This is a genomic window from Duganella sp. Root336D2, assembly GCF_001425005.1.
Classification (GTDB): Bacteria; Pseudomonadota; Gammaproteobacteria; order Burkholderiales; family Burkholderiaceae_D; genus Rugamonas.
Window position 1 is genome coordinate 195,149 of record NZ_LMDB01000033.1, and the last position, 21,842, is coordinate 216,990.

Below are 21,842 nucleotides of genomic sequence, written 5' to 3' on the forward strand. Positions count from 1 at the left end.
GGCTTACATCCATCCTCTCTGCTGCAGGTCCGCATAGGTATCGTCAAGGCAGCGCCGGATCAGGCCCACCATTTCATCGATCTGTTCGCGCGTCATCACCAGTGGCGGCGCGATGATCATGCGGTCGCCCACGGCGCGCATGATCATGCCGTTGTTGAACATATAGCCTCGGCATACCATCCCCACTTCCAGCTTCGGATCGAAGTATTCGTTGCCGTGGATAGTTGGCCCCTTGCGCCGCACGAGATTCAGGCCCGCGACGAAGCCGCAGCTATTGGCATAGCCGACCAGCGGGTGCTCGCCCAGCGTGGCGAAGCGTTGCGCCAGATAGGGGCCGGTGTCTTCCGCCACCCGCTGCACCAGATTTTCTTCTTCGATGATGCGGATCGTCTCCAGCGCCGCCGCGCAGGCGACGGGGTGGCCGGAGTAAGTGAAGCCGTGCGCGAATTCGCCGCCCTGCCCGATCAGCACTTCCGCCACGCGCTCGCCCACCAGCACGCCGCCGAGGGGAATATAGCCCGAGGTGACGCCCTTGGCGAACGTGATCAGGTCCGGCTTGAAATCGAAGTACTCGCAGGCGAACATGCGGCCGGTGCGGCCGAACCCGGTGATTACTTCATCCGCGATCAGGAGAATGCCGTACTTGTCGCAGATGCGCTGGATCTCGGGCCAGTAGGTGCGCGGCGGGATCACCACGCCGCCGGCGCCCTGGATCGGTTCGCCGATGAAGGCCGCGACCTTCTCCGGGCCGACGTCGAGGATCTTCTGCTCCAACCATGAGGCAGCCTCGATGCCGAATTCGTCCTCCGTCATGCCGCGCCCGGACTCGAGATAATTCGGCTGGCGGATATGCACAATGCCCGGAATCGGCAAGCCGCCCTGCGCGTGCATGCCCTCCATGCCGCCCAGTGAAGCTCCCGCCATGGTGCTGCCATGATAGGCATTGAAGCGGCTGATGATGGTGTGCCGGTGCGGCTGGCCCTTCAAGTCCCAATAGCGGCGCACCATGCGCACATTGGTGTCGTTTGCCTCCGAGCCGGAACCGGTGAAGAACACATGCTTGAACCCCGGCGGCGCGATTTCCGCCAGCTTGGAGGCCAGCTTCACGGCCGGCACATTGGTCGTGTTGAAAAAGCTGTTATAGAAGGGCAGCGTCTCCATCTGGTCGAACACCGCCTTTGAAATGCTGTGCCGGCCGTAGCCGACATTCACGCACCACAGGCCCGACATGCCGTCCAAAATCTTCTTGCCGTCCGAATCCCAAAGATAGATACCTTCGCCACGCACCATCACGCGCACGCCGCGCTCGCCGAGCGCCTTGTGGTCGGTGAAAGGATGCATGTAATGCGCATGGTCGCGCGCCTGGATAGACTTGGTATCGTCCATGATCGCCTCCTCAGACATGCAGCAGCAGGTGCTCGCGCTCCCACGGGCTGATGACGGTCATGAACTCCTGGTGTTCCAGGTCCTTGATGGCGGCGTACACGTCGATGAAACGCTCGCCGAGCACGAAACGCAGCTTGTCTTCGGCGCGCAGGATGCCCAGGGCCTCCGGCAGCCCTTGCGGCAGCTCGTACTTCATATCGTAGGCACTGCCCATCGTCGGCGCAGTCGGCTCCAGTCCTTCGGTCATGCCCAGGTAGCCGCAAGCCAGCGTGACCGCCAGCGCGAGATAGGGGTTGGCGTCGGCACCAATGATGCGGTTTTCCACGCGGCGGTCCTGCACGCCCGCCTCCGGCACGCGGAAGCCAACGGTGCGGTTGTCCATGCCCCACTGGATATTGATCGGCGCCGCCGTGTGGCGCACCAGCCGGCGGTAGGAATTCACATACGGCGCCACTATGGCCAGGGCGCTCGGCATGTAACGCTGCAGGCCGCCGATATATGCCTTGAACAGTTGCGACGGCGAGCCATCCTGGTTGCTGAAGATGTTCCAGCCGCTGCGTGCATCAATCACGCTCTGGTGGATATGCATCGCCGATCCCGGCTCGCCCGCCATCGGCTTGGCCATGAAGGTTGCGTACATATGGTGCTTCAATGCCGCCTCGCGCAAGGTGCGCTTGAAGAAGAACACCTTGTCCGCCAGGCCAAGCGGCTCGCCGTGCAGGAAGTTGATCTCCATCTGGCCGGCGCCGATTTCATGGATCAGGGTATCGACATCAAGGCCCATCAAGTCGCAGTAATCGTAAATATCCTCGAACAGCGGGTCGAACTCATTCACCGCATCGATGCTGTACACCTGGCGGCTGGTTTCGGCGCGGCCGCTGCGGCCAATGGGCGCCTTCAGCGGCAGGTCGGGATCGGAGTTCTTGTCGGTCAGGTAGAACTCAAGTTCCGGCGCGACCACCGGGTTCCAGCCCTTGTCCTCGAACAGCTTCAGGACACGGCGCAGCACGGAACGCGGCGCGAAATCCACCAGGCGACCGTCGCTAAAATAGCAGTCATGGATCACTTGCGCCGTCGGGTCGACAGCCCACGGCACCATGGTGATGGTAGTAGGATCGGCCTTCAGGATCATGTCGCGGTCGGTGCTGGAAATAGCGCGGTCGTAGGCATCGTCCTCGGTCGGATAATTGCCGGTGACCGTCATGCCAAGTACCGCTTCAGGAATGCGCATGCCGCGTTCCTGGGTGAATTTGCCGCGCGGGAGAATCTTCCCGCGTGCGACGCCGGTCAGGTCGGGGACCAGGCATTCGATCTCGGTGACTCGCTTTTCATTGAGCCACTCGTCCATGTCGGTGTAACTGAAATTTTCGCGGATTGCCATAGCTTCCTCTCAGGTAGTTTAAAAAAACAGCACTACTGAAGGAAGCCACCTAAGGAATACGATCCCTATGCACGCGGCACGCAAGGCCGAATGCGCTGAACATGCGCATGGAGTCGTGGTTCTCCTCGACGCGCCATTCGGGGTGCCATTGCACCGCCAGCGCAAATGAAGGAGAAGCCGCGATGGAATATGCTTCGATCAAGCCATCATCGGAACGGGCTTCGACCTGCAAGCCGGGCGCCAGGCGGTCGATGCCCTGCCCGTGCAGCGAATTTACTTGTATTTCGCTAGCACCATCGAGGATATGCGCCAGCAAACCGCCTTTTTCAAGCGTGACGCGGTGCGCCGCAGCGTACTGCTGCTCCAGTGATTGGGCCTTGTCCTCGCGGTGGTCAAAGTAGCCGGGCACGGTATGCACGGCCTGGTGCAGCGTTCCGCCCAGCGCCACGTTCAATTCCTGGAAGCCGCGGCAAATTGCCAGTATCGGAACGCCGTGCGTCAGCGCGGCGCGAATCAAGGGCAAGGTGGTCGCATCGCGCGCGGGATCCAGCGGCAGCGAGGAATCGAGCGTTTCCTGCCCATACAGGGTGGCCTGTACATTGGAGGCAGCGCCGGTCAGCATGACGCCATTGGCGATGCCGAGCAGGCTTTCAATATCCGTGTTGTCGCCCAATGGAGGGATCAACAACGGCTGGCAGCGCGCTCCCACAGCCACCGCATCAACGTATTTGTTTTGAGCGGCGTAGCTGGGATGGGAGCCTTTATTCTGGCTGCAGGCGGGGACCAGTACGATGGGGCGGCGCATGTTTAGTTCTTCGGTAACTATCAGTGTGCAGCTTGATCTTATTCCCAATTTTGGAATGTGGCAACCGTACAGTGTGATAGCCGGTATACTGGATTTTTACTTCGGAGGTGAATCATGCTGAACCTGAAAGATCCCAGCCTTCTGCGCCAACAGTGTTATATCGCTGGCCAATGGTGCGATGCCGACGGGGGAGCAACGATCAGCGTCACCAATCCAGCGACTGGGGAAACGCTTGGCAGCGTGCCGAAAATGGGCGCTGCCGAAACGCGCCGCGCCATCGAAGCCGCGAATGCCGCATGGCCTGAATGGCGCAAGAAACCGGCAAAGGCGCGCGCCGCCATCCTGCGCAAGTGGAGTGACCTGATTCTCGCCAATGCCGACGACCTGGCTGCGCTGATGACAGCGGAACAGGGCAAGCCGCTGGCCGAATCCAAAGGCGAAATCGCGTACGCCGCCTCCTTTATCGAATGGTTCGGCGAAGAGGCCAAGCGAATTGCCGGCGAAACCCTGGCATCGCCATGGGCAGACAAGCGTGTGGTGGTCACGCGCGAGCCGATTGGCGTCAGCGCAGCAATCACCCCATGGAACTTCCCTGCAGCGATGATTACGCGTAAGGCCGCCCTGCGTTGGCGGCAGGCTGCCCGATGGTAGTCAAGCCGGCGGAGCTCACGCCCTTCTCCGCACTGGCCTTAGCCGTGCTGGCAGAGCGCGCCGGCGTTCCAGCGGGCGTGTTCAGCGTGATTACAGGGGCCTCGCGCGAAATCGGCGGCGAAATGACCTCTAACCCGATCGTGCGCAAATTGAGTTTCACCGGTTCGACTGCCGTCGGCCGGCTGCTGATGGAACAGTGCGCCCCGACGATCAAAAAACTGTCCCTTGAATTGGGCGGCAATGCGCCCTTCATCGTGTTCGACGATGCGGACCTGGACGCGGCAGTGGAAGGCGCTATCGCATCCAAATACCGCAATGCCGGCCAGACTTGCGTGTGCGCGAACCGCATCTATGTGCAGGACGGCGTGTACGACTCGTTCGCGTCGAAACTGGTCGAAGCGGTACGCAAACTCAAAGTCGGCAATGGCGCCGATGACGGCGTGACGCAAGGCCCGCTGATCGAAGACAAGGCCGTCGTCAAGGTAGAAGAGCATATCGCCGACGCGCTCGGCAAGGGCGCGCGCTTGCTGCTAGGCGGCAAGCGGCACGAGCTTGGCCACAGCTTCTTCCAGCCTACAGTGCTGGCGGACGTGAAGCCCGACATGCTGGTGGCGCACGAAGAAACCTTCGGCCCATTGGCGCCGCTGTTCCGCTTCAAAACCGATGAAGAAGCGCTGGCGCTGGCGAACGATACTGAGTTCGGCCTGGCAGCCTACTTCTACTCGCGCGATATCGGTCGCATCTGGCGCGTGGCGGAAGGCCTGGAGAGCGGCATGGTAGGCGTGAACACCGGCTTGATCTCGACCGAGGTTGCCCCATTCGGCGGCGTCAAACAATCAGGCCTGGGCCGCGAGGGTTCGACGCACGGCATGGACGATTACCTGGTCATCAAATACATCTGCATGGGGGGCATTTAGCCCCAGTGCGCTCAATGGAAATTGAGCTCGACGCCAGCATCTTTCACGAGACGAATAAACGATGAAAATGAACCGGCGGACCGTTGCTGAACGTCCGTATACCACCGCGAAGTAAGTTCAGAGGCCAGTTCCCATCGGGAAGGGCGGTCATCAGGAATTGAATGTTTGATCTTCAAAAAATATACTCATTCCATTCCAGAACGCGCTCGCGCGCGCACTCGAGCGACCTCAGACCAAGCATCTTCATTTCCAAAATAGGCTCTCATCGTACATGTGCGCAGCGGCACAAATTTCAAACGCCTCATTCCATGCGGCTTCAGTTCACGTCAGCCCTACAGCCGTTACGGACGGTGTAAGTGGCGAGTAGCCCAGGAGTCCCAATATGCACGGCTGGCGGCCGAAAGTTCATCGAGCGTTACCTCTTCGCCAGTATCAAGATGGATTGAAGCGGCGTCATACGAAATCGTGAGACAACCCATGACACAGTTCACAACTACGCGATCCGAATCGTTTTCCACGCTTACGATTTCTGGATCCAGCCCTGCGATAGCACCAAAATCAGTCACCGGCGCTGAATCATATTCACAGTATGCAAACTCACGGCAATTGACCAGGTTAATCCTGAACCCCGTGCCTTCACCTGGAAATTGCTGGCGTAGATATCGAATAGAGACTTCCACCGAAACCGCCCCTGGAACCTCGCCATTTATCGCATCAATCCCGCCATCATGCAGCAGTCCCCAAAACGATTCGTTTTTCATAATCTGGATTCAGGTTGACCATGCTACGCATTGAAGGAGTTCCAGCACGGCTGCTTCCGCTGCGTCCGCCTGTTCCGCAAGTGAAGTGCTGCGCACCTTGAACGTCCCCTTTTCCAAGAACACCAGCAGCAATTGAGAGCTAAGCGGCTGCCGAGATCCATCAACGGTATCAGAGAATTCAAATGTGATTACCGCCGCGTCGTAAGTCTTACCTTTTGCTTCGAGCTTGATCTGGCGTCGACTCACGAGGTACGCGTCTTCATACGCATTCAGTACCGCAGAGACTTCTTTTTGTAGCTGAGCGGAAGAATCGCTTGGGCGTGGATAGAAGAACAGTGTGACGGCATTTTTTAGCGTGCTGCCGAAACTATGGTATGTGACCGAGTAGTTGGAAAACTCTGGCGCATAGGCCCTGACAGTACTGCGGCGATATCCAGCACACTCCGCTGGGAATTTTTGCCACTTCTGGAAATCGGCAATTTCAATGGGATACTGGGTGGATTCCTGGCCGGCTGCGGTCAGTGAAACGGTGGCCAAGCCGAAACAAACCAATAGGGGAAAGAGATGTTTACGCATATGGAACGATCGAGCACAGGGTGGCGAGCGCCACGGCCGCTATGCCACACGGAGCTTCACAGCCAATCCCATACTGGGAAAATTGGCAATATATCATGGGTGTGTGGGGCTAGGGTCGCCAAACCATTTGGAAGCAGTAACGGTAGCGCCTGACTTATTGCCTGCGGCATCACTGGCCCAGGCAACGATTCCGTCAGGGCGTATCAACAATGCGCTCAGACCTAGCCGATCCTTCGCATCGCTTGCGACGTACTGAATGCGGCCATCCCAGCAAGCGGTAAGTGCCTTTAGCGATTCGCTTGCGTCGAGGTCGAGCAATACTCCGCGTCCGGTTCGCAGGCGTTGGTGAAGCCTCGTCCCATCGATTAGGTCGAAGTCAGGTGCGCTGCGGCCCAGCAGTGGATGGGCATCGCCAAGATCATAACGGGACGCGACACCCCACACGCGACCAGCGAAATACGTGGCGCAGTCAGGCGTCTTAAGCAGGTCGCGAATGATCGATTCAAGCGCGCGCGAACTCGGGCTGGGGCGCATCAGTGCCACTTGCGCGCGAGACCAGTCGAGAATCCGTGCGCCTTCCGGATGCCGTTCGCGATGGTAGCTATCCAGCAGCTCGACTGCGGCATGTCCGCGTATCGTTGCTGCGAGCTTCCAACCGAGGTTCATGGCATCGCCAAGCCCAAGGTTCAGCCCTTGGCCACCAAGCGGCGAGTGGACGTGTGCGGCGTCGCCGGCCAACAGCACGCGTCCTTTCTTGTACTGGGTCGCCTGATAGGCGCGGTCGGTCCAGGTCGTGGCGAGTTCGAGTTCCGCTAACCTGACTTCAGTGCCGGAGATTTTGCGTAGCACCGCCTCGACGTGCTCGCGTGTGATTGGATTGGTACGATGGTACGCGCCGCCATCAAAATCAACCATCCCGATTGTGCCGGGTGGCGCAAAGGTGTACATTCCCGTTGGCGTGTAATTGCGACCGGGCCTGAGCAGGTCCGCCTCGGCGATCTTGACCTGCACGGAATAACCGGTGAACTCAGGATCGGTGCCGGTGAAGCCGATGCGGGCCATCTTGCGAACGGTGCTGCGTCCCCCGTCGCAGCCGACGAGCCACTGTCCCCGGAATTCTCGTCTTCCTGCGAATACAGTGACGCCGCTCTCCGATTGCTCCAGATCCTCGACGCCGCAGCCACGCAAAATCTCTACGCCCAAGACCTCTGCGCGCTCAGCGAGAACGGCCTCGATACTTACCATGTCGGCTGCCACACTGCTGACCGGCCTTTGAACGCGATGGGACCACTGTGTGCTGTCGATCTGGTCGTTGAAGAACTGAATTCCGGCGAAGTGGCCTGCGGGGCGACGAGTTTGCTGCATCCAGTGTGCGGCTGCCGGAGCGTTGTGGGCGACAGCTCTCTCCTCGATATGGCGCAGCAGGTCGCGACGGTCAAAGGTCTCAATGGTCGGCACCGAGAGGCCTCGCAGGCCGAACGGAAGTTCTTTAAGCGGAGTATGAGGATCCAGCGCTTGTTCGAGGATAAGCACTGAGCAGCCTGCGAGCCGCAATTCGCAAGCGAGGAACAACCCTACAGGGCCGGCGCCGGCGATCAAAACGTCATGGAAATTGGTATGGGGGATATGCATGTCATGGCTCCTTAGTCGATGTTCGACCGGAGCGTTCCCAAGCCTGGATTCCGCGCGGACGAACAATTGAACGCCAAATCGCGTCAACTATTCGTCGTGGGGATCTACCGCAAGGGCCAAAGACCAGAGCTTTCGTTACCGAAAGGACTTGGGCTTACCAAACCAAGTCTGCCTTTTCCGACAGGCCGACTATAGCATCGCCGCAAAAATGCAGTCAAGCAGCTCAAAGCGCCTCAACGCGTCCATGCCCGACGATGTGGGCGAGGCTATTCAGGCCACAGGACATTCAATCAGGGGTGGCCGCAAGGTGCAGGCGGGTCCGGCGATCAAGGCCCAATGCCTTGATGTCGGCACCGAATGCTTCGTCGATCAGGCGGGCCTTGAGTCCTGAAGCTTCGGCATCCCTCAAAGCGCGCTCGATGATTGGCCGGTACCTGGCGGACGATGCCGCCAGATAGAAGGCAAAGTCGGCCCGATAGTCGACTACCAGGTTCTGCTCCACCGCTAATTCGGGATGCAAGCGCGCCTCCTCTATTACCTCAATGACGCCGCGCGGCAGGTAGTCGACGTGGCGGTTTCCCGCAGCCACCATCGCATAAATTGTGCCCCAAGGCCCTGTGTGCTCGTATAAGGGAAGGCCCGTCTTCCGCCATACCTTCGCATCGCCCCAGCCAGCACCAAAGCCTGCGATCATTTTGGTACGCTTCAAATCGCCTACCGAATGGACCCGTGCAAAGGGTTCCGTATCGGCCTGCCGGATCAAAAACACACGCTGGCCGATCAAGCCATTGGTCAACGCGTTACGCACCCTGACTATCTGTTCGTTGCTGTCTTTTTCTTTCGATTGCATGCCGTAGAAGAGATTGATGTCTCCTTTATTCAGCATCCACCACATGCGACGTGCGGGAACGTCCTTTACGTAGTGGAGACGATATGGCTGATGAATCGACTTCAATGACTCTTCAAGCAACCGGACGAAGTAGGCTGCATGTCCGTCTGAGGACACCGCGACGCGCAGTTCAAGCGGTTCAACAGCAGGTGCAGGCAGGATCTTTTCCGTACCTGCGACCGCAGCGGAGGACACACACAAAATACAGACGGACAAGCGGATAAACCGCAGCAAAAGAGTCATTTGCGACTCCGGCGAGAAGTTGTGTCTTGAACCTTACCACAGGTTCAGCCGGGTCGACACCGTAGTCCAGGCAGGACGCTAGGGTTCAAGAATATATCGCAGGTGATTGGAGAGTTCGGCACCCTTAGCCGACGAAGGTGCGCATGCGATCGCATGTCTGGCAAATGAGCCAATGAGCCGGATTTGCGTCGATCGCTGCGACGAGTGCCGCCACGGCTTTATCTTCCGTCGGTCGCTACATCTCGCCATGCAGCTTTTTCGTGTTCGTCGCGCCGATTTTAGTTCAGTACGCGTCGCACTGTAAGGTCTGCGGTGCGGGGCGCCGAAAACTCCACCGCGGGCAGGTTTTACGCAGTTTCCTCCACCCGGATCTCGCTCAGCAGCTTCTTCAGCTCGGGAACACAGGAGCCGCAGTTGCCGCCGGCTTTCACGCAAGCTGTGATTTGCGCCGGCGTGGTCAGGTTCTGCTCGCGGATGACTTTGCAGATGGTGTTGCGGCCGACGCCGAAGCAGGAGCAGACGGTCGGACCGGCGTCGGCGCCTGCGCTGATCGGACGGCCTGCCAGCAGCGCGGCACGGTCGGCCATTTCCAGTTGCGGTTTGTCGAACAAGCTGGCCAGCCATTGGCGGGCCGGCAGGTCGGGCCGTGCCGAAATGAAGAGGCATTGCGCGATGCGGTCGTCGACCAGGTGCACGGCACGGAATACACCGGAGGTGCGGTCGGCGTATTCGAGCCAGTCGGCGTCCTCGTCGCTGATGCCGAGCAGTTGACGCGCCCAGGCACCAAAGTCTTCGATGGCGTTGCGGCCGGCCAGTTCGTAGCGCTGGAAATCTTTGCCCTGCACCTTGGTCCAGTAGGCCAGCGCGTCAAGTTGCAGCGCATCTCGGCTCAGGATGAAGCCGTGCCATTTGACCGGGAAACGGTCGATCATCACTGGAGTGTGTTTGAATTCCGGTTCACCCGAGACCGGGTCGACCACGGGGTTCACCACGGCGCCGACGCGGGCATCGGAAGAGGTCTGGCTGTTCCAGTGAATAGGCACGAAGGCGCTGCCGCGCGCGATGCCGCCGCCATGCTGGACGCGCGCGATCATGCTGCCCCACTGGCTGGTGACACGCGCCAGTTCGCCTTCTTTCACGCCACACAGCAGGGCGTCCTGCGGGTGCATGTCAATGAAGGATTCGGGAATGTGGTCGGCCAGCTTTGGTGCGCGGCCGGTACGGGTCATGGTGTGCCAGTGGTCGCGCACGCGGCCGGTGTTGAGGGAGATCGGGAATTCCCCGTCGGGCAGGTTGGCCGGGGCGCGCGGTACGGTAGCGACGAAACGCGCGCGGCCGTCGGCGTGCGAAAAGCGGCCGTCGGCGAACGGACGTTCCGCTGGCGGGACATCGGCGGCGGCGACTGCAGGCCATTGCGTCGGCTGGAGGGCGTCGTAAGCGGACTCGCCCAGCGTGGCCAGCGCGCCGATGTTGAAGGCGCGCGGCAGCTCTTCGGCGCTGTTGCGCCAGGCGCTCAGGCGGGCGTGTTCGGTGAAGATCTCGGCGGCGCTGGCGTAGCCGAAGCCGTCATAGCCCATGCGCAGCGCGAACTGCGACAGGATCAGCCAATCCGCCCTCGCCTCGCCCGGTGCGGGCAGGAAGGCGCGCTGGCGGGAAATGCGGCGTTCGGAGTTGGTGACCGTGCCATCCTTCTCGCCCCATGCCAGCGCGGGCAGGAGGACGTCGGCGTAGGCATTGGTGTCGGTGTCGCGCACCACGTCGGATACCACCACCAGTTCGCAGCGTTCGAGCGCGCGGCGCACCTGGTCGGCGTTCGGCAGGCTAACTACCGGATTGGTGGCGATCACCCATACCGCCTTGACGCGGCCGGCTTCGATGGCTTCAAACAGGTCAACCGCTTTCAAGCCAGGATGCGAGGCGATGCGCGGCGATTCCCAGAATGTTTGCACGGCATCGCGGTGCGCGGCGTTGTCCAGATCCATGTGCGCTGCCAGCATATTCGCCAGGCCGCCTACTTCGCGGCCGCCCATGGCGTTCGGCTGGCCGGTGATCGAGAACGGGCCCATGCCCTGCTTGCCGATACGGCCGCCGATCAGGTGGCAGTTGATGATGCTGTTCACCTTGTCGGTGCCGGCGCCGGACTGGTTCACGCCCATTGAGAAGCCGGTAATTACCTTGGCGGTGGCGGCGAAGGATTCGTAGAACTCCATCAAGTCCTGCAGGTTCAGGCGGCAGGCACGCGCCACTTCCTCCGGTGTCAGAGTGGCGGCCGCCAGCGCGCCTTCCAGGCCGCTGGTATGCGCGGCGACAAACGCAGGATCAACCGCACCGATGCGCGACAAGTAGCCGAGCAGGCCATTGAACAGCCAGACGTCGGTGCCGGGCTTGATTGGCAGGTGCAGGTCGGCCAATTCGCAGGTGGCGGTACGGCGCGGGTCTACCACCACGATCTTCATGTGGGGACGCGCTTCCTTGGCGCGCGTCAGGTGCTGGAACAGGATCGGATGGCACCAGGCCAGGTTGGAGCCGACCAGCACCACCATATCGGCGTGGTCGATATCGTCATAATTGACCGGCACCACGTCCTCGCCAAAGGCACGCTTATGGCCGGCCACGGCGGACGACATGCACAGGCGCGAGTTGGTGTCGATATTGGCGCTGCCGATATAGCCTTTCACCAGCTTGTTGGCGACGTAGTAGTCTTCGGTCAGCAACTGGCCTGAGACGTAGAAGGCCACGGCGTCCGGGCCATGCTCATCGATGATGGCGCGCCACTTGTCGGCGACGTGGTCGAGCGCCTCGCCCCAGGCTACGCGCTGCAGCGAGCTGTCGCTTTCCCGGTCGCGCATCATCGGATACAGCAGGCGACCTTCCAGGCCAATCGTTTCGCCCAGCGCGGAACCTTTCACGCAAAGGCGCCCCTGGTTGGCGGGATGCGCAGCATCGCCGGCAATATCGAAGCCGCCACCTTCACGCGGCGTCGCCGTGACACCACAACCAACACCACAATAGGCGCACGTCGTCTTAATCATGAATTCACGCAGCCTGCGCGCAAAGCGCCTGCCCAAACAAGAGATGGTTGCGCATCGACGAAATGTCGGTGCGGTTCTGGATCAGGTCGAAGTACCACGGGCCGTCCTGCACATCGCCATACAGCACGGCGCCGGTGACGCGGCCGCCGTCCAGCACCAGGCGTTTGTAGACGCCGCGGCGCGGATCGCGCAGCACCAGGTCTTCGCTGCCTTCGCCGCCGATGAAATCGCCGACCGAATACAGGTCGACACCGGTCACCTTGAGGCGGGTCGGCGTAACCTGCTGCACGTAGCGGCGGTGGCCGTTGCCCGCCAGGTGGGCGGCGCAGACGCGCGCCTGCTCCCAGATCGGCGCCACCAGGCCGAAGGTGGCGCGGCGGTGCTGTACGCATTCACCCACCGCATAGATGCGCGGGTCGAAGCTTTGCAGGGTGTCATCCACCACAATGGCGCGTTCGCAATGCAGGCCGCTGCGGCGGGCCAGTTCGATATTCGGGCGCACGCCGGCCGTCATCACCACCAGATCGGCCGGGATCTCGCTGCCGTCGGCAAAGCGCACGGCGGTGACGCGCTCGGTGCCGACGATTTCGCTGGTCTGGGCTTCCATGCGGAAGACCAGGCCTTTCGCTTCCAGCGCTTTTTGCAGGAGCTGCGCGGCCGGCTTGTCGAGCTGCTGGTTCATCAGGGCATCGGTCACGTGCACCACGGTGACATGCATGCCCTGGCGCTGCAGGCCATTGGCAGCTTCCAGGCCGAGCAGGCCGCCGCCGATCACCACGGCGTGGCGATGATTGCGCGCCGCTTCCAGCATCGATTCCACGTCCTGGATGTCGCGGAAAGCCAGCACGCCCGGCAGCTCGTGACCAGGCACCGGAATGATGAATGGGCGTGAACCGGTCGCCAGCAGCAGGCGGTCGTAACGCACTTCCAGGCCGGAACGGGCGCGCACCAGGCGGCGCTTGCGGTCGATGAACTCGACCGGGTCGCCGGCGTGCAGGGTGATGCGATTCTGCTGGTACCACTCGCGCGTGTTCAGCATGATGTCGTCCACCGTCTTCTCGCCCGCCAGCACCGGCGACAGCAGGATACGGTTGTAGTTGCCATGCGGCTCGGCGCCGAAAACGGTGATGTCGTACATGTCCGGCGCGAGCTTGAGCAGCTCCTCGACCGTGCGCATGCCGGCCATGCCGTTGCCGACAACGACCAGGGCGGGCTTCATGCGCCGACCCAGACCTTTCCGCCTTCGATGCGTGCCGGCCAGGTCGGCACCGAATGCTCCGGCGCTTCCAGGCATTCGCCGGTCTGCAGGTCGAAGTGGTGCTTGTAAATCGGCGAGGCGACCACCAGGCGTTCGCCCAGGTTGCCGACCAGGCCGCGCGACAGCACGGACGCTTCGGCATTCGGGTCGTAATTGCCAATGGCGAAAACGCGGCTGTCGGCGCCGTCGTTCATGCGAAAGACTGCGACTTGCTGGCCTTGCAGCAGCGCGCAAACGCCGGTATTGGGGACGATTTCTTCCACGCCGCAAACGGCGGTCCAGGCGGATGCTTGGGTATCACGGTGCATGGTTTTCTCCTCAGGCGATGGCTTTGATCGGGATCAGCTTGCGTTCTTCCAGGGTGGCCGGGCGGATCTGGCCGCGTTCCTCCATGAAGACCACATTGCTATCGGCTTCCGGGCTGTTGACGAAGTGGCGGAAACGGGCGCGCGTTTCAGGATTGTTGACGGCTTCTTTCCACTCGCAGGCGTAGGTATCGACCACGCGCTGCATGTCTTCTTCCATTTCGGCGTTGATGCCCAGTTTGTCCTTGATGATCACGTCTTTCAGGTAATCCAGGCCGCCTTCCAGGTTTTCACGCCAGGTGCTGGTACGCTGCAGGCGGTCGGCGGTGCGGCTGTAGAACATCAGGAAGCGGTCGATGTAGGCCACCAGGGTTGCCTTGTCCAGGTCGGACGCCAGCAGCTCGGCGTGGCGCGGCTTCATGCCGCCGTTGCCGCACACGTACAGGTTCCAGCCTTTTTCGGTGGCGATGATGCCGACGTCCTTGCCCTGCGCTTCCGCGCATTCGCGGGTGCAGCCGGACACGCCGAACTTGATCTTGTGCGGAGTGCGCAACCCCTTGTAGCGGTTTTCCAGTTCGATCGCCAGGCCGACGGAGTCGTCCACGCCGTAACGGCACCAGGTGGAGCCGACGCAGGATTTCACGGTGCGCAGCGACTTGCCGTAGGCATGGCCGGTCTCGAAGCCGGCGGCAATCAGTTCTTCCCAGATCGCCGGAAGCTGTTCGACGCGGGCGCCAAACAGGTCGACGCGCTGGCCGCCGGTGATCTTGGTGTACAGGCCGTATTTCCTGGCGACCTGGCCGACGGCGATCAAGCCTTCCGGCGTCACTTCGCCGCCCGGCATGCGCGGCACCACTGAGTAGGTGCCGTCTTTCTGGATGTTGCCCAGGAAGTAGTCGTTCGAATCCTGCAGGCTGGCATGCTCCTTCTTCAGTACGAAGTCGTTCCAGCAGGTGGCGAAGATGCTCGCCGCCAGCGGCTTGCAGATGTCGCAGCCCAGGCCCTTGCCGTGGCGTTCCAGCAGGTCTTCGAAGGACTTGACCTGGCCCACGCGGATCAGGTGGAACAGTTCCTGGCGCGAATGCGGGAAGTGTTCGCAAACATGGTTGTTCACGTCCATGCCCAGCTTCTTCATCTCCGCTTTCATGATCTGCGTTACCAGCGGCACGCAGCCGCCGCAGGAGGTGCCTGCGCCGCAGCACTTCTTGATGGCGCCGATGCTGGTGGCACCGTCGGCGACGGCCTCGCAGATGGCGCCTTTCGACACGTCGTTGCAGGAGCAGATCTGGGCGCCGGCCGGCAGGGCGTCAACACCCAGGCCTGGTTTGGCCGCCCCATCGGATTGCGGCAGGATCAGGAATTCCGGCGCTTCCGGCAGTTCGATCTTGTTCAGCATCATCTGCAGCAGGGTGCCGTATTCGCCGGCATCGCCCACCATCACGCCGCCCAGCAGGAATTTGCCGCAGTCGGACACTACGATCTTCTTGTACACCTGCTTGCGTTCATCGGTGAACTGGTAGCTGCGCGCGCCTTCAGCCTTGGCGTGCGGGTCGCCGATGCTGGCCACGTCCACGCCCATCAGCTTCAGTTTCGTGCTCATGTCGGCGCCGGTGAATTCGGCGGCGGTGTCGCCGCAGATATGGCGCGCAGTGACGCGGGCCATGTCGTAGCCTGGCGCCACCAGGCCGAAGACCTGGCCGTTCCACAGTGCGCATTCGCCGATCGCATATACGTCCGGGTCGCTGGTCTGGCATTGGTTGTTGATCGCGATGCCGCCGCGCGGGCCAACTTCCAGGCCGCATTCGCGCGCCAGGTAGTCGCGCGGGCGGATGCCGGCAGAGAACACGATCATGTCGGCGTCGAGCGAAGTGCCGTCGGCGAACTGCATGCGATGGGTGCCGCTTTCACCGGCCACGATGGCGGTGGTGTTCTTGCCGGTGTGGACGGTCACGCCCAGGTCTTCGATCTTCTGGCGCAGCACGCGGCCGCCGCCATCGTCGACCTGCACCGCCATCAGGCGCGGTGCGAATTCGACGACGTGGGTTTCCAGGCCCAGGTCTTTCAGCGCCTTGGCGCACTCCAGGCCGAGCAGGCCGCCGCCGATCACCACGCCGGTCCTGGAGCGTGCACCGCATTCCCGCATGCCTTCCAGGTCTTCGATGGTGCGGTAGACGAAGCAATCCTTGCGGTCCTTGCCCTCGATCTGCGGCACGAAGGGGAAGGAGCCGGTGGCGATCACCAGCTTGTCATAAGGGAGTACTTCTCCGCTGTTGGTGGTGACGGTGTGCGCAGCGCGGTCGATGGCAATGGCGCGGCCATTCAGCTTCAGCACCAGATCGTCGCGGTCGAAGAAGCCCTCCTCCACCAGCGACAGTTCTTGCGCGCTCTTGCCGCTGAAGAATTCTGACAGGTGCACGCGGTCGTAGGCGGGGCGTGGTTCTTCGCACAGGATAGTGACCTGGGCGCTACCCGCAGGCAGGGATTTCAGGAACTGGTGGCCAACCATGCCGTGGCCGATGACGACGATCTTCTTCATGCTACTGCTCCTGCAATGGCGTTTTCTTTGACGGTAGACTCGCTGAAACGTGCGGCCAGTGCGCACAGGGCGGAGACGGCGACGAACATGCCCAGGATCCACAGGGTTTGCTGGGTATTGCCGATGCCTTTCAGCAGGAAGCCGGCCGCCACCGCACCGACATTGCCGCCGGCGCCGATGATGCCGGCCACGCCGCCCAGGGCGCGCTTGTCGACGAATGGCACCAGCGCATAGGTCGCGCCGCAGGCCATGTGGGTGAACAGGCCGAATACCAGCATGGCGATCACGGCGAGTGTCACGCTGTCGGCCTTGGCGAAGAACATCAGGCCGATACCCTCGCCGATCATCATGGCGAACAGCAGGGTGACGCGGCTATTCAGGCTGCCGCGTGCAGCGGCCTTGTCGGAAACATAACCGCCCAGCGCACGGGCAAACAGCGCCAGCAGGCCGAAGCTGCCTGCTGCCAGGCCGGCTTGCGGCAGCGTGAGCTTGAAAGTATCGACGTAGTAAATGGCAGCGATGTTGTGGATGAAGATCTCCACGCCGAAGCAGGCACCGTAGGTCACGAACAGCAGCCACACGCGGTAGTTGACAGCGGCCAGCTTGAAGCTCGACCAGCCGCCTTTCTTGCCGCCTTCCAGCTCGACGCCGGCAGCGCGCAGGTCGGCATAGTTACCGTCCGGGCAGTCCTGGGTGAAGCGGTAGTAGACGAAGGCCATGACCAGCATCAGCACGCCCGGCACCACCAGGGCGGCGCGCCAGCCCATGGTTTCGTTCACCCCCAGCATGACCATGGCGGCCATGATCATCGGCATGGTGGACTGCACCACGCCGCCGCCCGCATTGCCCCAGCCCGCGGCGGCCGCGTTGGCGGTGCCGACCACGTTCGGTGCGAACATGACCGAGGTGTGGTACTGGGTGATGACGAAGCTGGCGCCGACTGCGCCGATCAAGAGGCGGAAGAACAGGAAGCTTTCATAGGTCTGCGCTGCGGCTACGCCCAGGACAGGGATGGCGCCCAGGAGCAGCAGGCCGGTGTAAGCCTTGCGCGGGCCGTAGCGGTCGCACAGCGGGCCGATCACCAGGCGCACGATGATGGTGATCGCCACGGCGGCGATATTGATGTTGGCGATCTGCGCCGGGGTCAGGCCGAATTCGCCTTTAATGACGGGCATCAGCGGTGCGCAGGCGAACCACGCAAAAAAGCAGACGAAGAAGGCCATCCAGGTGAGATGGAAGGCACGCATCTGCGGCGTGGAGAACGAAAACAGGTTGATGCTGGTCGCTTTGCTTGCCATGGTGTGGTCCCTGAAAACAAAAAGGCGTCCGTGCAGCGCCCGCCATCGGTGGCAGTGCTGCACGGACGCCGTTGTCCGGTTAGCCGATCCTCCGTTAGACCAGCGCTTTACCTATCCTTTGCAAGACCTGTGCCAGCCGTTTTGCAGGGGAAAACGAGGGTTAGCGGCGGATTTTCGCCATCTGGCGGTGCACCGCGCCCAACTATGGTGCACCGCAATAGGGCGCGCTACAGGTGGATGCCGAACGAGGCAGCGTAGCGCTCGGGATCGCGGCCGTCCCAGGTGACGCCGTCCATCAGCACGGAACTGCGCAGGGCGCTGGCGGGGACGGCGGTCTCGGTGAGTTCGGCCGCCTCTTTATAAAGGGCGACCTGCTGCACCTTGAGCGCCACGCCGAGGTAATCGGGCGAAGCCTTGAGCAAGCCCCAGCGTTTTTGCTGGGTCATGAACCACATGCCGTCCGACAGGTAGGGGAAGTTGGCTGCGCCTTCCTGGTGGAAGCGCATGCTGTGTGCATCTTCCCAGCTGCGCCCCATGCCGTCTTCATAGTGGCCGAGGATGCGCTGCCAGATCACGTCCTTGCCGGTGTTGACGTATTGAACGGCGGAGATGATCTCGGCCATCGCCATGCGGTTGGCCGAGCTGGCATCAATCCAGCGGCTGGCCTCCAGCACGGCAGCGACCAGGGCGCGCGCGGTATTGGGATTGCGCCGCACGAAGTCGCCGGTAGTGGCCAGAACTTTTTCCGGATGGTCGGGCCAGATCTGCTGGCTGGTGGCGATGGTCACTCCCACGCCATCCATCACGGCGCGGTGGTTCCACGGCTCGCCGGCGCAAAAGCCGTCCATATGGCCGGCCGCCAGGTTGCTCGCCATTTGCGATGGCGGCACCGTGATCACGCGCGCTTCGCGCAGCGGATGCACGCCGTGCGCCGCCAGCCAGTAATACAGCCACATGGCGTGGGTGCCGGTTGGGAAAGTCTGCGCCCAGCGCAGTTCGCGCTCATGCGATACGGCAGCTACGGCGGCGCCATCGCGCACGCCCTCTTCCACCAGGCGGCGCGACAGGGTGATGGCCTGGCCGTTGCGGTTCAAATTCATCAAGATCGCCATGTCGCGCCGCGCCGAACCCACGCCAAGATGGGTTGCATAGACAAGCCCATACAGCGCGTGGGCGGCATCGAGTTCACCGGTCAGCAGCTTGTCGCGCACGCCGGCCCATGACGTCTCCTTGCTCAATACGATGCGGATGCCATGCTTGCGGTCCAGCCCGAGCACCGACGCCATCACCAGCGACGCGCAATCGGTCAGCGGGTTGAAGCCAATCCTGACGATGTCTTTTTCAATCTGCATACTTCACTCCTGCCGGTAACGCACCATGACGGTGCATCAACCGAGCAAATCCTCCGCGTCCAGGATGCGCTGCGCCAATTCGGCCAGCTTCAGGTTCTTGTTCATGGCCATGCCGCGCAGCTTCTGGAAAGCCTGCTCTTCGGTCAGGCCCTGGCGCGCCATCAGGATGCCTTTGGCGCGGTCCAGCAGCTTGCGCTCGGCCAGCTTGAGGCGGGTGCCTGCCAGCTCGTCCAGCAGCTTCTGTTCGCGCTTGAAGCGCACCAGCGCCACGTCCAGCACGGGCTTGATGCGTTCGGGCTGCAAACCCGCCACCACATAGGCGGAAACCCCCGCCGCCATTGCCGCTTCCATGGAATCGGCCTGGTCGTCTTCGGTGAACATGACGATGGGGCGGCGCTCGTCGCGGGTGGCAATGACGATATGTTCGAGCACGTCGCGCGCGTCCGATTCGGCGTCGACAATGATCATGTCGGGCTGCAGGCGGGCGATGTGTTCGGGCAGGTGGAAGTCGGCCGGCAGCGAGGCGACCAGGTCGTATCCGGCCTCCGCCAGCCCGGAATGCAGGGCTTGTGCGCGTGCCTCACTTTCGTGCGGCGGGTGGATCAAAACGATGCGTAGATTGCGGCTCATGCCTCCTATGTTGCAAGAACCGCGCCAGCTTCACGTCGGCAATACCGGCATCAGGCTATATTGATCCCAGAATAACAAGTCGCCCGGTAACCATACATGCTGGTACAGGTGCTGGGGGCGCGTGGCATGGGCCAGCAGTTCCTGCAGCAATTCCGCGCTTTCCGCAGCGCTGGCGCCGACCACGCGTGTGGTTGCGGGATCGGTCACCAGGATGGCGCGGCGTCCGGTTTCGGGATGCTGGCGAACCAGGGGCTGGGCGCCGCTGGTCCCTTCCTGTGCGGCGCGAGCATTGTGGACCAGGCGCCGCAAGCCGAGCGGCAAGGTGTCGTAAGCCATTTGCAGGTTGGCGAACAAAACCTCCTCGCCGCTGGACGCCAGGAATTGTGCAGCGAGCCGCTTGCCGGCCTCGCGCTGAAGTCGCGGGGCGATACGCTGCCCGCGAAAGACCAGCAGGTGGTGGTCGCGCAAGGCCGATTGCAGGCGGACGGTGTTATTGTCGTCCCGCTCATGCCCGAGGTTATAGCCGATGACTTCTGCGCCAAGCGGCGCGTCAAGGATGCGGATGTCGAAATGCTGCCAGTTCATCCGAGCAGTCTATGCGCCGCAGTTTGCGTTGGAAACGAATGGTTTTTGATATTAATATGCGTTTTTCGCAAGGCACAGGATTAGCATGAACACGACTACCTCCAGATTCCATCTCGCCCTGGCAGCCATGGTATTGGCCGTGCTGGCATGGTCCGGCATCGCACCCTATGACCGCACTACCTGGTGGATGGAGGTGGCCCCGGCGCTGATCGCCTTGCCGCTGATGGCCGCGACTTACCGCAGCTACCGCCTGACGGACCTGCTGTACGTGCTGATCGCGGTGCATTGCGTGATCCTGATGGTGGGCGGCGCTTACACCTACGCACGCGTGCCTTTCGGCTTCGACCTGCAGCACTGGTTCGGCCTGTCGCGCAACCCGTATGACAAGATCGGGCATTTTGCGCAGGGCTTCGTGCCGGTCATGGTGGCGCGCGAAATCCTGCTGCGCGGCCGCTACCTCCCGTCCGGCAAGATGCTGGCCTTTATCGTGCTTTCGATTGTGCTGGCAATCAGCGCGACCTACGAACTGATCGAATGGGGTGCGGCGGTGGCGCTGGGCCAGGGCGCCGACGAATTCCTCGGCACCCAGGGCGACCCGTGGGATACCCAGTCCGACATGTTCATGGCCCTGATCGGCGGCGTCGCTGCGCTGCTGACGCTGACCCGCCTGCACGACCGCCAGTTGGGCGCCCGCTAGGATGCTTGCTTCGATCATCCCCGTTTTCCTGCTGATCATGCTGGGCGTGGCGATCCGCCAGTCGCGCTGGATGCCGGACGACTTTTTCCCGTCGGTAGAGAAGTTCTCGTACTTCATTGCCTTCCCTGCCCTGCTGTTCACCGGCATCGCGCGGCTCGACTTCCAGGGTCGCATGGTGGGTGAACTGGCGCTGGCGACGCTGCTGCCGACCTTCACCGTGGTCAGCCTGGCCCTGCTGGTGCTGCTGTTCTGGCGCGGGCTGCCCGACCCTAGCCGCTCCTCCGTGGTGCAGGGCGCCATGCGGCCGAACAGCTATTTCGGGATTGCTGTGTCGGCGCTGTTCTTCCAGCCGCAGGCGGCGGCGCTGGTGATGCTGGCGCTGGCCCTGTGCCTGCCGGTGGTGAACGTGGTATCGATCCTGGCCCTGTCGTGGTGGAGCGGCAGCAAGGCGAACCTGGGCACGGTGGCCAGGACGCTGGCGACCAATCCCATCATCCTGGCGACGCTGGCCGGCATGATTTTCAGCCTGGGCGGGCTGGCTTTGCCGGCGCCGCTGATGAACACCCTGGACATCATCGGCAAATCGGCGCTGGCCCTCGGCTTGATCAGCGTTGGCAGCGGCCTGGTGTTCTCGCTGGAAGGCTTGCGGCCGGCTGCGCTGGCCTTTACCTCGCTGCTCAAGCTGCTCGTGCTGCCGTTTGTGGCTTTCCACGTGTGCGCGATGTTCGGCGTGTCCGAGCCGGTGACGCTGGCCGCCTGCTTCTACTGCGCACTGCCGACGGCACCGAACGCCTACATCATGGCGCGCCAGCTCGGCGGCGACGCGCGCCTTATGGCGTCCCTGATTACGCTGCAAACGCTGCTGGCGGCAGTCACGATTCCGCTGAGCCGGATGCTCTCGTCCTAGG

Annotated in this window: 17 protein-coding genes and 1 pseudogene; 3 read left to right on the top strand and 15 right to left on the bottom strand. The window is 62.1% G+C overall.

Annotated features, from left to right (window positions below; genetic code table 11):
• Positions 1-3: 3 nt before the first annotated feature.
• Genes ASD07_RS19205 through ASD07_RS19215 form a run of 3 tightly spaced genes read right to left on the bottom strand, consistent with a single transcriptional unit; the run spans position 4 to position 3,572 of the window.
• The gene (locus tag ASD07_RS19205) at positions 4-1,386 is read right to left on the bottom strand and encodes an aspartate aminotransferase family protein (protein ID WP_229207217.1); all 1,383 of its coding nucleotides are present in this window, start codon (positions 1,384-1,386) and stop codon (positions 4-6) included.
• A 10-nt stretch (positions 1,387-1,396) separates the two neighbouring features.
• Positions 1,397-2,767, bottom strand: a complete 1,371-nt coding sequence (locus ASD07_RS19210) for a glutamine synthetase family protein (RefSeq protein ID WP_055934000.1) — start codon at positions 2,765-2,767, stop codon at positions 1,397-1,399.
• Between the two features lie 49 nt (positions 2,768-2,816).
• On the bottom strand, positions 2,817-3,572 hold the full coding sequence (locus ASD07_RS19215; RefSeq protein ID WP_055934002.1) for a gamma-glutamyl-gamma-aminobutyrate hydrolase family protein: 756 nt from the start codon (positions 3,570-3,572) through the stop codon (positions 2,817-2,819).
• Between the two features lie 114 nt (positions 3,573-3,686).
• On the opposite strand from ASD07_RS19215, the pseudogene gabD reads away from it, so the two are divergent.
• Positions 3,687-5,140 (top strand): annotated as a pseudogene (gene gabD / locus ASD07_RS19220) (NADP-dependent succinate-semialdehyde dehydrogenase).
• 341 nt (positions 5,141-5,481) lie between these two features.
• Here the strand turns inward: gabD and ASD07_RS31015 are convergent.
• From ASD07_RS31015 to ASD07_RS19275, 12 genes are all read right to left on the bottom strand, one after another.
• Positions 5,482-5,901, bottom strand: coding sequence for a hypothetical protein (locus tag ASD07_RS31015; protein ID WP_156398097.1), 420 nt, complete (start codon positions 5,899-5,901; stop codon positions 5,482-5,484).
• 9 nt (positions 5,902-5,910) lie between these two features.
• Positions 5,911-6,477, bottom strand: coding sequence for a hypothetical protein (locus ASD07_RS19225; RefSeq protein ID WP_055934003.1), 567 nt, complete (start codon positions 6,475-6,477; stop codon positions 5,911-5,913).
• 93 nt (positions 6,478-6,570) lie between these two features.
• Positions 6,571-8,109: an FAD-dependent monooxygenase gene (locus ASD07_RS19230; RefSeq protein WP_055934005.1), complete on the bottom strand. Its 1,539-nt coding sequence runs from the start codon at positions 8,107-8,109 to the stop codon at positions 6,571-6,573.
• Positions 8,110-8,395: 286 nt separating this feature from the next.
• Positions 8,396-9,241: a hypothetical protein gene (locus ASD07_RS19235; protein ID WP_055934006.1), complete on the bottom strand. Its 846-nt coding sequence runs from the start codon at positions 9,239-9,241 to the stop codon at positions 8,396-8,398.
• A gap of 347 nt (positions 9,242-9,588) precedes the next feature.
• Positions 9,589-12,273: a nitrate reductase gene (locus ASD07_RS19240; protein WP_055934479.1), complete on the bottom strand. Its 2,685-nt coding sequence runs from the start codon at positions 12,271-12,273 to the stop codon at positions 9,589-9,591.
• Between the two features lie 4 nt (positions 12,274-12,277).
• Entirely contained in the window at positions 12,278-13,492 is a 1,215-nt protein-coding gene (locus tag ASD07_RS19245; RefSeq protein WP_055934009.1) for an NAD(P)/FAD-dependent oxidoreductase, read from the bottom strand.
• Positions 13,489-13,839 carry a nitrite reductase small subunit NirD gene (gene nirD / locus ASD07_RS19250; protein ID WP_055934012.1) on the bottom strand — a complete coding sequence of 117 codons (351 nt, stop codon included), beginning with the start codon at positions 13,837-13,839 and terminating at the stop codon, positions 13,489-13,491. Before nirD ends, ASD07_RS19245 begins: the two co-directional genes overlap by 4 nt.
• Positions 13,840-13,849: 10 nt before the next feature.
• Positions 13,850-16,372: a nitrite reductase large subunit NirB gene (gene nirB / locus ASD07_RS19255; RefSeq protein ID WP_055934014.1), complete on the bottom strand. Its 2,523-nt coding sequence runs from the start codon at positions 16,370-16,372 to the stop codon at positions 13,850-13,852.
• Positions 16,369-17,670, bottom strand: coding sequence for an MFS transporter (locus tag ASD07_RS19260; RefSeq protein ID WP_055934017.1), 1,302 nt, complete (start codon positions 17,668-17,670; stop codon positions 16,369-16,371). Before ASD07_RS19260 ends, nirB begins: the two co-directional genes overlap by 4 nt.
• 227 nt (positions 17,671-17,897) lie before the next feature.
• Positions 17,898-19,022, bottom strand: coding sequence for a CmpA/NrtA family ABC transporter substrate-binding protein (locus ASD07_RS19265; protein WP_055934019.1), 1,125 nt, complete (start codon positions 19,020-19,022; stop codon positions 17,898-17,900).
• A gap of 36 nt (positions 19,023-19,058) precedes the next feature.
• Entirely contained in the window at positions 19,059-19,652 is a 594-nt protein-coding gene (locus ASD07_RS19270) for an ANTAR domain-containing response regulator (protein WP_055934021.1), read from the bottom strand.
• A 30-nt stretch (positions 19,653-19,682) separates the two neighbouring features.
• Positions 19,683-20,237 carry a TauD/TfdA family dioxygenase gene (locus ASD07_RS19275; protein WP_055934023.1) on the bottom strand — a complete coding sequence of 185 codons (555 nt, stop codon included), beginning with the start codon at positions 20,235-20,237 and terminating at the stop codon, positions 19,683-19,685.
• Positions 20,238-20,322: 85 nt separating this feature from the next.
• Here ASD07_RS19275 and ASD07_RS19280 point away from each other — a divergent pair, with 85 nt between their 5' ends.
• Both ASD07_RS19280 and ASD07_RS19285 read left to right on the top strand, forming a co-directional pair.
• A complete protein-coding gene (locus tag ASD07_RS19280) occupies positions 20,323-20,934 on the top strand; it encodes a DUF2238 domain-containing protein (RefSeq protein WP_055934025.1) in 612 nt (203 codons plus the stop codon).
• 1 nt (position 20,935) lies between these two features.
• Positions 20,936-21,841 carry an AEC family transporter gene (locus ASD07_RS19285; protein WP_055934027.1) on the top strand — a complete coding sequence of 302 codons (906 nt, stop codon included), beginning with the start codon at positions 20,936-20,938 and terminating at the stop codon, positions 21,839-21,841.
• Position 21,842: the final 1 nt, after the last annotated feature.